Genomic DNA, 11,984 nt, shown 5'->3' with positions numbered 1-11,984 from the left:
CGCGGAACGCTCGCCACATGGGCGACGGAGGCTCGGTGCCATGCAGACCGGCATCGACGCCCCTGGAACGCCGCTCGTCGAGATCATGGTCACCGAGGAGCTGGACGCAGGGTCGGAGCCGCGGGTGCGCGCGCTGCTCGAGGACGCGCTGACGCTGCATCCCGAGCAGCTGATCATCGACCTCTCCGACTGCCCGTTCATCGACGCGACGGCGATCGGCATGCTGCTGGACATTCATCGGCGGGTCTGGACATCCGGAGGAAGACTCACATTGCGCGCCCCGTCACCCCGTGTCCGGCGAACGTTGCAAATCGCGCATGTAAATCACGTGTTACGTATGGTCCCGGAGGACGACTGACACGACATGATGGCGAAGACGAAGTGAACTGATCGGACTCAGCTCAGTGAGAGGAGCGGCGACCGTGACCGCGGCGACGACACCTGACGGCACCGACCTCACCTTGATCTGCGACGCCTGTGGCCAGAGCGTGACCGGGCTCGGCGCGACCATGCACAACTGGGACCTCGTCTGGAGCCTGTTCCGCCGGCACGGCTGGACCGGCGCCCGGCTCGCGACCGGCCCGCACAGCTGCGGGCGCTGCTCGCGGGTGCCGCTGGCCTCCGCCGACGCCGACCCGGTCGGCTGGCTCGCGGGGGAGGCCCCGTCGGCCGCCCCCGCCACCCCCGCCGTCCCGGTCGCGGCCGAGCCCGCCCCGCCGGTGGTGGTGACCGACCCCCGGGTCAGCGGGGCCGTCGTCGACGAGGCGCTCGTGGTGATCCTCAGCGGCGACCTCGACATCGAGGTCGGTCCGGCGCTGCGCGCAGCGCTGTCGCCCGCCGGCTACCGCCCCGGCCACCTGGTCATCGACCTGAGCCAGGTCACCACCCTGGACTCGTCGGTGCTGGGGCTGCTCGTCTCCGCCCGGCACCGTGCCGCCCAGGCCGGCGGTCACACCTGCCTGGTCGGGCTCGCGCCGTTCATGCGGCGGATGATGCACACCCTGTGCCTGCTGCACCTGTTCGTCGTCCTGCCCGACCGGTCCACGGCCGTCGGCTGGCTGCGCGGCGACGACGCGGACCTGCCCCGCCAGCGCGACCTGCGCGGCGAGACCACGCCCGCCTGACTTCGTTCCGTTCCGACAAAAGGGCGCCCGCCGGGCGCCCTTTTGCTGTGCACCCCGTGACAAAGTGCTGGATCCGAATATAGAAAGGTTCAGATGTACGAAAGTCCGTGACGTACCGGAGGGAAGTGCAAGCATGCCCAGCTCCCCCGTCAGCCGGCGCAACCTGCTCGGCGCCGCAGCGGCCGCCCCGCTGCTCGCCGCACCGCTCATCGGCGCCGCCCCCGCGGCCGCCGCACCCGCGCACCGCCAGTCGCGGGTCCCGCTCGACCGGATCAGCGTCCAGCTCTACACGCTGCGCGACCAGCTCGGCATCGACCTGGCCGCCAGCCTCGCCGAGCTGCGCGCCATCGGCTACACCAGGGTCGAACACGCCGGGTTCGTCGGCCGGACCGCCGCGCAGTTCCGCGCCGCGCTCGACGCCGCCGGTCTGAAGGCCACCTCCGGCCACGTCGCTATCCCGCAACCGTGGGACGCGACGGCGTGGCAACGCGCCCTCGACGACGCCAACATCGTCGGCAACCATTTCATCGTCCACCCGTTCTTCGGCATCGACTCCGCCACCGGCCAGCCGATCCGCGACGGCGCCAAGTATCACGCCCTGGCCCGCGACCTCAACCGCGCCGGCGCCCTCGCCCGGCGGGCCGGCCTCGACTTCGGCTACCACAACCACCAGCTGGAGTTCGTCCGTCAGGACGGCGGCTCCCGCACCGGGTACGACATCCTGACCGCCGAGACCGACCCCGACCTCGTGCACCTGGAGGTCGACCTGTTCTGGGCCTGGCGGGGCACCGCCGACCCGGTCGACCTCATCCAGCGCCACCGCGGCCGCATCCGCCAGGTCCATGTGAAGGATATGGACACCGCGGCGGCGTTCGCCGACCCCGGCGGCGGCCTCATCGACTTCGGCCGGATCTTCGAGCACGCCAAGGAGGCGGGCCTGGTCGAGTACATCGTCGAGCGCGACGACGCCGGCACCCCGCCGCGCACCCCGGCCGCCGCGCTGACCACGGCCCGCAACGGCTACCGGTACCTGGCCGACCTGCGGTTCTGAGGGTTACGGCGCTGGGTCACCACTCGTGCGGCAGGCTGTAGCGCCAGTTCGCCGCGATGAACGCACCCGCCGGGGTCCGGTAGAACGGCCACACGCGTTCACCGGACCTCGGCAGGTTGCGGCGCACCCGGCGGGCCTTCGCGCCGGCGCACTTCGTCTCCAGGTAGAGCCGGTCCGCGCCGACCTTCGGCACCGGGACGCCGGATGGCCACGGGTCGTACTCGTCGGGCTCGACGTCCAGGTGCACGGCGACCAGCAGCAGCGCGTCCGCCCGCCACGGCGACCCGTCCTTGCGCACGGCCCTGCGGAGCTCGTCGACGTGGTCGTACAGCTCGTGCAGCGCCGGCGGGAAGTCACCCCACTCGTCGCCGTCGCCCCACCCGTCCAGGTGTGCGGTCAGGTAGTGCCCGTCGGTCGTGCGGACCCGTACCCGGTCCCACGGCGCGTCCCTGGGTTCGTCCCGGCCGGGCAGCCGCCGGGTGCTGACCCGGTTCCGCAGCACCCGCACGGCGTGGTCCTGCAGCGACCGCGCCACCTGCCCGGGCAGGTACTGGTGCGCGGCCGCGTCGGCGTAGGACTCGCCGTCGCCGTAGACGGCGAGCAGCGGCGGCACCATCACGCCGATGCCGGGCGAGAAGAACCCGCCCTGCTTCTCCCACTCGAACATCGGCCACTGCACGGCCGCGTGCGCGACCCCGCCACCGAACAGGGACCCGGCGAGCGCTCCACCGGCCACCAGCAACGATCTACGATCCACATATTGCACACTAATCGGATAATTCGGTCGAATTGCTCCGTTTCCGCGACAGGGCCTGGTCGAGCATCCGGCGGGCCATCGCCGCGAACGGCGGGTTGCGGTCGCGGTAGTACGGCAGCGCGACCAGGCCCATGCACAGCACCCAGCCCCGGGCCCGCTCCCACATCGCGTCGTCGGCGCCGACCGCGTCGCGGAACGTGTCGCGGTGCTCGGCACCCAGCAGCGTCCACGCGGGCATGACGTCACAGGCCGGGTCGCCCACGCCGGCGCAGCCGAAGTCGATGACGGCGCTGACCCGCCCGTCGACGGCCAGGACGTTGCCGGCATGCAGGTCGCCGTGGCTCCAGGTGGGCGGCCCGTCCCAGGCCGGCGCGGCGACGGCGGTCTCCCAGGCGGCGGTCGCGGCGGCGGTGTCGAGGTCACCGTGCAGCTGGGCGATCGCGCCGCGGACCGACGCGTCCTGGTCGGCGAGGGCGCCACCGCGGTAGCCGGGCGGCGCGCCGGCGGGGTCGACGGTCCGCAGCGCGGTGACGAACGCGGCGAGGTCCAGCGCGGCGCGGCGGTCCGTGAACGCCTCGACGGTGTCGCCGGGCAGCCACCGGCAGACGGTCCACGCGAACGGGTAGCCGTGCGCGGGCCGCCCGACCGCGACGGGCGTGGGGACCGGCAGCGGCAGCCGCGGCGCGAGCACCGGCAGCCAGCGTCCGTCCCGCTCGATCTGGGCGACGCCGCCCGGCAGGCGCGGCAGCCGCACCGCGAGGTCGTCGCCCAGGCGGTACATCGCGTTGTCGGTGCCCGGTGTGCCGACCGGCGCCACCGGTAGGTCCGTCCACTGTGGAAACTGCCCGGCCACCAGGCGCCGCACCAGCTCGACGGACGTGGTGGCCTCGCCGTCACGCATCACGGGAGCTACTCCTCAATCGTCTCGGTCGTCGTGCCGTCAGAATGTACCGGCCGGATCTCCATTGACATACTCCAATTGACACACTTGCATGTCTCTATGCAGAAACTGATTCGGTTGCTCACCACCGCGCTGCTCGCGATCGGGGCCACGGTGGGAGTGGTGGCCGCCACGGCGGCGCCGGCACACGCGGACGCCTGCTACACCTGGAGCGGGTCCCTGGCCCAGGGCTCGTCGGGGGAGGCGGTCCGGCAGTTGCAGATCCGCGTCGCCGGCTACCCCGGCTCCGGCGGCGTCCTCGGACTCGACGGCCAGTTCGGCCCCGCGACGAAGTCCGCGGTGGCCCGCTTCCAGGCGGCGTACGGCCTCACTGCCGACGGTGTCGCCGGCCCCGCCACGTTCGCCAAGCTCTACGCCCTGCAGGACGACGACTGCACCCCGGTCAACTTCAGCTACGCCGAGCTCAACGACTGCAACACCACCTGGGCCGGCGGCAACGTCTCCGCCGCGACCGCCAAGGCCAACGCCCTCGTCACGATGTGGAAACTGCAGGCGCTCCGGCACGCCCTCGGCGACCAGCCGATCAGGGTCACCAGCGGCTTCCGCAGCGTCGCCTGCAACAACGCCGTCGGCGGCGCCTCGACCAGCCGGCACCTCTACGGCGACGCCGCCGACCTCGGCGCCGGCCCGCACTCGCTGTGCACCCTCGCCCAGACCGCCCGCAACCACGGCTTCGCCGGCATCCTCGGCCCCGGCTACCCCGACCACAACGACCACACCCACGTCGACGGCCGCCCGAGCCGCTTCTGGTCCGCCCCCAACTGCGGCGTCGCCAGCCTCACCGGCGGCCTCGACCCCCTGGGGGACTAGGTTCGTGTCCGTGACCTCTCGCCGGTACGAGCAGCGCCGGCGAGCGGTCACGGCCGAGGAGACCCGCCGGCGCATCCTCGACGCGATGTACGCACAACTGCCGGACATGCCCAGCCTCGACGCGGTCGCCCGCCAGGCCGGCGTGGCCCGCTCCACCGTCTACCTGGTGTTCGGCTCGCGCGGCGGCCTCTTCGACGCCCTCGCCCAGGACGTCCTGGACCGCGGCGGCTACGCCGACCTGCTGGTCGCGGTCCAGGCCACCGACCCCCGCGAGCACCTGCGCGGCGGCATCACCGCCACGGTCCGCATGTACGCCGCCCAGCGCGACGCCCTCGCCGCGCTGCACGCCCTCGCCGCGTCGACGGACGGCGCCATGCACCGCGCCGGCGAGGCCCGCCTCGGCGGCCTGCGGCACCTCGCCGACCGCCTCCACGACGCCGGCCTGCTCCGCGTGCCCCACGCCACCGCCGTGGACACCCTGTGGCTGCTCACGGCGTTCGAGGCGTTCGACACCCTGTACACCGGCCGCGGCCTGCCAACGGAAACCGTCGCCGCCCACCTCAACGCCCTCGCCTCGTCGGCGCTGCTGGGCGCTTAGGCGGACCTCCCGCGTCGCGGGCTGGTTGCGTGGCCCGGGGATGGGTAGCCGTAGGGGTATGAGCCAGTACGTGAAGGACATCATGACCAACGCACCGCTCACGATCGACGTCGGCGAGTCCGTCTCCGCCGCCGCGGAACTGATGCGCGAGGCCGACATCGGCGCGCTCGTCGTCACCGACAGCAGCGGCGTCCGCGGCGTCCTGACCGACCGTGACGTCACCGTCAGGGTCGTCGCCACCGGCAACGACCCAGCCACCACCGCCGTCGGCGACATCGTCGCCCCGGACCTCGTCGCGGTCTCACCGCAGGACGACGTGGACACCGCCACCGAACTCATGCGCACCAACGCCCTGCGCCGCCTTCCGGTCCTCGACGGCGAACGCCTCGTCGGCATGGTCACCCTCGGCGACGTCGCCATCGACCAGGACGCCACGTCCGCCCTCGCCGACATCAGCGCCGAGCCCCCGACCCACTGACCCTTCACACCGCCCGACGTCCCCAGCGCCGCGACTGCGGCCTCTGGCTCCGCGTCGCCACGATCAGGGAAGCACCTTCTGTCGGAATCGATTGTGACACCCTGTTGGCGCTGCTGTTGTCAGTGGAACTGCTCAGCCGTGTTTTGAAATGGCGTCGCCTGCCAGCTGCCACATTGCAGAGTTCCCACATTCTGCCGTGATCTCGGTCGTCGCCTGAGCCGCGGTGAGGAAATCGTCGACCAGCGGTGAGGTGCGCGATGCCGCCACCGCGAGGCACACCTGGTCGGGCGCCAGATCCGGGATGGGGACATAGCTGACTTCCGGATGTGAGTAGAACACGGTCGCCGAGCGGGCCAGGAATGAGATGCCCCGGCCGGCCGCGACATGCTCGAGCGTCTCGTCCACCCCGCGCACCAGGTATCCGGCGTTGGGGTGCGGGCGCCTGGTGGGCTGCGTGCTCGGGTCTGCGTGCCAGAGCAGCGGCTCGCCTGCCAGGTCAGCCTCGGTGATCTGGTCCTTGCCGGCCAATCGGTGGCCGGCGGGCAGCACCGCCACCCAGGGCTCGGTGTACAGCGGGGTGACGTGCAGGCCGGCCTCGTTGATGGGCAGCCGCACATAGCCGACGTCGATGCGGCCGTCGAGCAGCATCGTGGCCTGGTCGTCCCATTCAATCCGCTGCACGTCCACGATGACGCTCGGGTGCTGGGTGGCGAACAGCCGTACTGCTGGGGTGACCGCGATGCCCGCCCGGAAGCCGACCATCAGCCGCTGGCCGCCGCGCGCGGCCACGGTCACCCGGCGGCGGACCGCGTGCGCGGAGGCCAGCAGCGGGCCGGCGTCGGCCAGCAGCTGCCTGCCGGCGTCGGTCAGTGCCACGCCATGGCTGTCCCTTGTCAGCAGCGGGGTGCCGAGATCCTGCTCCAGCGCGCGGATCTGCCGGCTGAGCACCGGCTGCGCGATGTGCAGGTCATCGGCGGCGCGGCCGAAATGCAGCCGGTCGGCGACGGCGACGAAGTAGCGCAGCTTGCGCAGGTCCAGATCCATGGAGCCTCCCGGTCCGGCGATGCCTTCAGGGTATCGCAACCGCTGAAAGAGGTCTTGGACACCGGCCTGGGCCAATGGCAGCCTTCATGGGTACCTGATGGGGCCGGAGCGAATTCGATATGAGAATTCGACATCGGGACTTGATGGCAGAGCCCAGCACGAGAATGAGCTCGTGAATTGAGTCGGGCCCGTCGTGGCATTCGACGGTATCGCTGACACAGTCGTAACAACGACGGGGCGGGGAACGGCTTTCGTTTTCAGCTCCGGAAAGCAGGCATGCCCATGAGCAGCATCAGCATTATCGGCCTGGGGGGCATGGCCCGCGCCATCGGCGCCCGCGCGGTCGAGGGCGGCAACGCCGTCGAGGTCGTCGGTCGCGACGCGGCCAAGGCCACGGCCCTTGCCGCCGCGCTCGGCGGCGGCGCCACGGCCGGGACATTCGGCACCGCCCCAGCCGGCGACATCGTCATCCTCGCCGTGCCGAACGCCAGCGCCGTGCCGGTCGTCGCCCAGTACGGGGACGCGCTGGCCGGCAAGGTCATCATCGACATCACCAATCCCATGAAAGCCGACGCGAGTGGGCTGACCACCCCTGACGGCACTTCCGCCGCGCAGGAGATCGCCAAGGCCGCACCGGCGAGCGCGCACGTCGTGAAGGCGTTCAACACCGTCTTCGGCCACGTCCTGGCCCCGGGGCGCCCATTGGACGTGCTCTTCGCCGGCGACGACGCGCGGGCCAAGGCGAGCGTATCGGCGTTCATCGAGAGCCTCGGGTTGCGCGCCCTGGATGCTGGAGGCCTGGAGATGGCGCACTGGCTGGAAGGGGCGGGCCTGCTGATGATCAGCCTGGCCCGCCACGGCGTGGGGGACTTCAACTTCGCCCTCGGCGTCAGCAATTTCAGCTGAGCACACCCGCACCACCACCTCTCGCGCCACCTCACGTCTAAGGAACAGCAGCATGCGCGTTTTCGTCACTGGTGGGACCGGCCATTCCGGTTCGTACATCGTCCCCGAGCTCATCGCCGCCGGGCACGAGGTCACCGGCCTGGCCCGGTCGGACACGGCCGCGGCGGCGCTGTCCGCGCTCGGCGCGAAGGTGCGTCGCGGCGACCTCGGGGATCTCGACGGGCTCAAGGAGGCGGCTGCGGACTCCGACGGCGTCATCCACGTCGCGCACCGGCAGGACCTGCTTTTCTCCGGCGGGATCCACGCCGTGGCCGCCGCGGAGGTCCCGATCATGCTCGCGTACGGCGAGGCACTGGCGGGAACCGGAAAGCCGCTGGTCGCGGCGGGGAGCATCGGCTCGCCCGGGCAGGGCTTCCTGGGCCGGACGGCCACCGAGGAGGACCCGGCCCTTCCCAATGGCGATGAGCACAAGGGCACCCTGCGGGCTCGTAACGTCGTGGAAACCACCGTAATCGGCCTCGCCGAGCAGGGCGTGCGGTCTTCGATCGTGCGGATCGCCAACATCGCGCACAGCACGACCGATCGTGCCGGCTTCCTCCCGACGCTGATCGCGCTAGCGAAGGAGAAGGGCTTCGTCGGCTACCCCGGAGACGGCGCGAACCTGTGGAATGCCGTGCACATCCGCGATGTCGCCGCCTTGTTCCGCCTGGCGCTGGAGAAGGGGCCGGCCGGCAAGTACTGGCATGCGGTCGACGATGGGGGCATCCCGTTCCGCGAGATCGCCGAGGCCATCGGCAGCCGTCTGGGCCTGCCCGCCGTGAGTGTTCCCGTGGACGAACTGGTGCTGCCGGGATACTTCGGGTTCCTCGCGAACATCGTCACGCAGAGCTACCCGGCGTCCAACCTCGTCACCCGCCGGACCCTTGGCTGGAGACCCGCTCAGCCCCGCCTGCTCGCCGATCTGGACAACGGCCACTACTTCCCCGCCAGCTGATCCTGAGCGCCGTCCAACACCGTGGGGATGGCGTTGTCGACGAGGACGGCTGCGATGGCGGCGGCGGTGGTGAACGCTTCGGTGTTGAGGACTCGGCCGCGGGCCGAGGCGCCATCCAGCAGCAGCGCCAGTTGCTCGCCGAGCTGTTCGGGGTTGGTGGCACCGGCCTCGCGGGCGGCATCGGTGAGCCGGGCGGCAAAGCCTTTTTTGTAGTCGCAGGCGTGTACGCGTGCCGGGTGGCCCGGGTCGGGGATTTCGACGGCCGCCGCGATGAACGGGCACAGGGGCGCATGCAAGTCGAACGCGGCGAGGAGGCGTTCGCGAGGCGTGAGGTCGGTGCGATCGAACACTTCGGGCAGGATGTCGGGATCGAATCGGCGTAGGTGTTCGGCGATCAACTCGTCCTTGCCGGTGAAGTGCTGGTAAAACGTGCGCTTGGACACCTCGGCCACCGCGCAGAGCTGGTCTATGCCGGTGCAGTTGATGCCCTGATCGCGGAACAGTCGCTGTGACGCGCCAAGGATGCGCTCTCGTGCGCCCCTGCCGCGGCGCAGGCCTCGCGGCCCCTTCTCCAACTCCGTCACACGCCCAGCGTAGCCCACTTGGGTACCGATCGGTGTGCATAGCTTGTGCCCAGCGCACCTGCACGATACGTTAAGTACGCAGATCGGTGTACATAACGTCGCCGCGGCGACTGGATGGAGTAGTTGTGGGAAAGCTCGATGGCAAGGTCGCGGTGGTCACCGGAGCGACAAGCGGGATGGCGCTGGCCGGTGCCAAGCTGTTCGTCGACGAAGGGGCTCACGTCTTCATCTCGGGCCGGCGGAAGGACGCGCTGGACGAAGCCGTCAAGCTGATCGGCCGGAACGTGACCGGCGTGCAGGCCGATTCGGCCGACCTCGACGATCTGGACCGTTTGTTCGAGACGGTCAAGCAGGAAAAGGGCGCGGTCGACGTGTTGTGGGCAAGCGCCGGCGTGGGCGAACAGGGCAGGCTCGGCGAGGTCACCGAGAAGCAGTTCGATGCCGCCTTCTCGCTGAACGCGCGCGGCACACTGTTCACGGTCCAGAAGGCGCTGCCGCTGTTCAACGATGGAGGCTCGATCCTCATGACCGGGTCGAACGCTTCGCTCAGGGGCTACCCCAACTGGAGTGTGTACGCAGCCAGCAAGGCCGTGCTGCCCGCCTACGCACGGGTGTGGGTGTCCGAGCTGAGGGACAGGAAGATCCGGGTGAACGTGCTGACCCCCGGCCAGGTCGCCACACCGGTTCTGGAGAAAGTGATGGACGAGCAGATGAAGGCGCAGTTCGAATCCGTGATCCCGCGGCGAGAGATGGGCCGCCCTGAAGAGATCGCGTCGGTCGCGTTGTTCCTCGCCTCGGACGACTCAAGCTACGTCAATGGCATGGAGTTGGTCGTCGACGGCGGCACCACAGTGATCTGAGCGCGGCGCCGGTGGTCGTCAGCGCCGCGCAAGCCGGACGCCGGCCCGGCGGTCTGGCGCGGCGCTGCACCGGCGGGTACCCGAGCTGGAGCAGGTCGGGCGCCGGAGAACCTTCGACACTCCCGGCTCAGCACACCGGCAAGGTCCACACGACCACCTGATCCATACCTAACAAGGGAACACGTCATGACCACCATCAGCATCATCGGCTCGGGCAACATGGCCACCGCCATCGGCACCCGGGCGGCGAAGCACGGCCACACCATCGAGCTCATGAGCCGCAACACCGCCAAGGCTCAGGCGCTCGCCGACCAGATCGGCAACGGAGCCACCGTCGGCACGTTCGGCGCAAGGCCGGCTGGTGACATCGTCATCGTGGCCGTCCTGTACACCGGCGCCGTTGAAGTGGTCGCGCACTACGGCGATGCGCTGGCCGGCAAGATCCTCGTCGACATCACCAACCCGTTCAACGCCGACGTCACCGGACTCGTGACCACCGCGGGCAACTCGGTGACCCAGCAGATCGCCGCCGCCGCCCCCGAGGGCGCACACGTCGTAAAGGCATTCAATTCGATCTTCCGCGGCGTCCTTGCCGAAGACAAGCCCGTGGACGTGTTCTTCGCCGGCGACAGCGCCGAAGCGAAGGCACGTGTCGGGGCGCTTCTGGAGAGCCTGGACATGCGGCCCCTCGACGCAGGAGGGCTCGAAATGGCCCACGCCCTTGAATGGGCCGGCGTCCTCCTGGTGGGCCTGGCCCGCAACGGCGCCGGCTTCGACATCGCCTTGGGCGCCGAGATCCTCTGAACGTTCTCTCCACGAGTGAACATAAATCTGCGACGACGGCAGCTCGCATCTTGCTCACCCCTGGCAGAGGCGTGGAACGTCGAGGATCTTTCCCGGACGTGAGGACAACACGCACGCAGTTCGGGCAACGGACGGCGAAAGGCCCGCCGGGCTTGTCGAACGCCTGAACACGCAGGCCATGGACGTCCCGTCGCGTCGCCCCGGTCACGCTGACCACGCCCAGGCCCGAACGTGAGCCCCTGACACGGCGACCCGGAACACCGCTACACCCGCAACCAGCCGCTCACCGAACAACTCGAAGGATCCGCGGTGCTCTGACCCCGCGGATCCTTCGAGTTGTTCGGAACAAACCACCCCGCGGGCATCGGAAGCGGCGGGGTGCCTGAACAGTCGCCCCGGCCGCGACTTCGATCTGAACTTGCGATGCGGACAACAGGCGAAGCTGAAGACGGGAAACCGGCACCGTTGGGGGCGGAGCGACCCAGCACTCCGTGTCGACCCCGTGATCCCACGCGCCGGCCCCAGACCCGGCGGCTCCGGACAGGTCAGGGAATCCGCGCCGGGCCCCGTGACTCGCGCTGCCTCCGTGACTCGCGCTGGACCTGTGACTCGCGACGTTGCATCGGGCCCAGGACTCCGCGGCGGCCTGTTGCGCGCTGCGGCGGATCCCGCGCTGGGCTTGTGACCCGGTGCCGGATCGCGCGATGACGCGACGATCTGTGACCTCCGGGACGCCCCATGGCCCCACGACGCCCCATGGCCCCACGACGGCCCGTGACCCCACGACGGCCTGTGACTCGCGACGATCCGTGACCCCGGCGACGCCGGTCAGACCCGTGGCGCTGCGGCGGATCGTGCCGGGCGCGCGGTGGCGTCCGGTGGCGTGCGGTCCGGTGCGGCTTGGCTGTGGTGGTCGGGTGCGGTGCAGTGCGGCTGGCACCGTAAATGGCGCCGCGGCCGGTGCCGGGCCGATGGCGACCGTCGTCCAGGCCCGGGCCGCGGTGCCGTCGCCG

General features: G+C 70.6%; 14 protein-coding genes. 10 read left to right on the top strand and 4 right to left on the bottom strand.

The annotated features are described in order from the left end of the window. The first annotated feature begins 40 nt into the window (after positions 1 to 40). From AB0K00_RS52780 to AB0K00_RS52770, 3 genes are all read left to right on the top strand, one after another. Entirely contained in the window at positions 41 to 358 is a 318-nt protein-coding gene (locus AB0K00_RS52780) for an STAS domain-containing protein (protein ID WP_363538437.1), read from the top strand. Positions 359 to 422: 64 nt separating this feature from the next. Then, complete coding sequence (locus AB0K00_RS52775) at positions 423 to 1,124, top strand: STAS domain-containing protein (RefSeq protein WP_363538436.1); 702 nt, start codon at positions 423 to 425, stop codon at positions 1,122 to 1,124. Positions 1,125 to 1,257: 133 nt separating this feature from the next. After that, positions 1,258 to 2,175, top strand: a complete 918-nt coding sequence (locus tag AB0K00_RS52770; protein WP_363538435.1) for a sugar phosphate isomerase/epimerase — start codon at positions 1,258 to 1,260, stop codon at positions 2,173 to 2,175. 16 nt (positions 2,176 to 2,191) lie between these two features. Here the strand turns inward: AB0K00_RS52770 and AB0K00_RS52765 are convergent, their stop codons facing one another. Further along, entirely contained in the window at positions 2,192 to 2,932 is a 741-nt protein-coding gene (locus AB0K00_RS52765) for a hypothetical protein (RefSeq protein WP_363538434.1), read from the bottom strand. Between the two features lie 10 nt (positions 2,933 to 2,942). Next, complete coding sequence (locus AB0K00_RS52760; RefSeq protein ID WP_363538433.1) at positions 2,943 to 3,833, bottom strand: aminoglycoside phosphotransferase family protein; 891 nt, start codon at positions 3,831 to 3,833, stop codon at positions 2,943 to 2,945. 99 nt (positions 3,834 to 3,932) lie between these two features. On the opposite strand from AB0K00_RS52760, the gene AB0K00_RS52755 reads away from it, so the two are divergent. The 3 genes from AB0K00_RS52755 to AB0K00_RS52745 are packed head-to-tail and all read left to right on the top strand — an operon-like array spanning position 3,933 to position 5,779. Next, positions 3,933 to 4,703, top strand: coding sequence for a D-Ala-D-Ala carboxypeptidase family metallohydrolase (locus tag AB0K00_RS52755; protein ID WP_363538432.1), 771 nt, complete (start codon positions 3,933 to 3,935; stop codon positions 4,701 to 4,703). Positions 4,704 to 4,713: 10 nt separating this feature from the next. Next, on the top strand, positions 4,714 to 5,301 hold the full coding sequence (locus tag AB0K00_RS52750; RefSeq protein ID WP_363538431.1) for a TetR/AcrR family transcriptional regulator: 588 nt from the start codon (positions 4,714 to 4,716) through the stop codon (positions 5,299 to 5,301). A gap of 58 nt (positions 5,302 to 5,359) precedes the next feature. Further along, positions 5,360 to 5,779, top strand: a complete 420-nt coding sequence (locus AB0K00_RS52745) for a CBS domain-containing protein (protein ID WP_363538430.1) — start codon at positions 5,360 to 5,362, stop codon at positions 5,777 to 5,779. A gap of 132 nt (positions 5,780 to 5,911) precedes the next feature. On the opposite strand, the gene AB0K00_RS52740 is transcribed toward AB0K00_RS52745, so the two are convergent. Then, complete coding sequence (locus AB0K00_RS52740; protein ID WP_363538429.1) at positions 5,912 to 6,823, bottom strand: LysR substrate-binding domain-containing protein; 912 nt, start codon at positions 6,821 to 6,823, stop codon at positions 5,912 to 5,914. 282 nt (positions 6,824 to 7,105) lie between these two features. On the opposite strand from AB0K00_RS52740, the gene AB0K00_RS52735 reads away from it, so the two are divergent. Both AB0K00_RS52735 and AB0K00_RS52730 read left to right on the top strand, forming a co-directional pair. Beyond that, the gene (locus AB0K00_RS52735; RefSeq protein WP_363538428.1) at positions 7,106 to 7,729 is read left to right on the top strand and encodes an NAD(P)-binding domain-containing protein; all 624 of its coding nucleotides are present in this window, start codon (positions 7,106 to 7,108) and stop codon (positions 7,727 to 7,729) included. A 52-nt stretch (positions 7,730 to 7,781) separates the two neighbouring features. After that, positions 7,782 to 8,723, top strand: a complete 942-nt coding sequence (locus AB0K00_RS52730) for an SDR family oxidoreductase (protein ID WP_363538427.1) — start codon at positions 7,782 to 7,784, stop codon at positions 8,721 to 8,723. Here AB0K00_RS52730 and AB0K00_RS52725 read toward each other — a convergent pair. Continuing rightward, positions 8,705 to 9,307 carry a TetR family transcriptional regulator gene (locus AB0K00_RS52725; RefSeq protein WP_363538426.1) on the bottom strand — a complete coding sequence of 201 codons (603 nt, stop codon included), beginning with the start codon at positions 9,305 to 9,307 and terminating at the stop codon, positions 8,705 to 8,707. The two genes, AB0K00_RS52730 and AB0K00_RS52725, sit on opposite strands and share 19 nt — an antisense overlap. A gap of 125 nt (positions 9,308 to 9,432) precedes the next feature. Between AB0K00_RS52725 and AB0K00_RS52720 the strand changes: the two genes are divergently transcribed. Beyond that, entirely contained in the window at positions 9,433 to 10,167 is a 735-nt protein-coding gene (locus AB0K00_RS52720; protein WP_363538425.1) for an SDR family oxidoreductase, read from the top strand. 186 nt (positions 10,168 to 10,353) lie between these two features. Then, positions 10,354 to 10,971 (top strand): NAD(P)-binding domain-containing protein, encoded by a 618-nt coding sequence (locus AB0K00_RS52715; protein ID WP_363538424.1) that lies wholly within the window; start codon positions 10,354 to 10,356, stop codon positions 10,969 to 10,971. Positions 10,972 to 11,984 lie beyond the last annotated feature (1,013 nt).

This window comes from Dactylosporangium sp. NPDC049525, assembly GCF_040676755.1.
GTDB lineage: Bacteria > Actinomycetota > Actinomycetes > Mycobacteriales > Micromonosporaceae > Dactylosporangium.
This window is presented reverse-complemented; position numbering and strand designations above follow the sequence as displayed.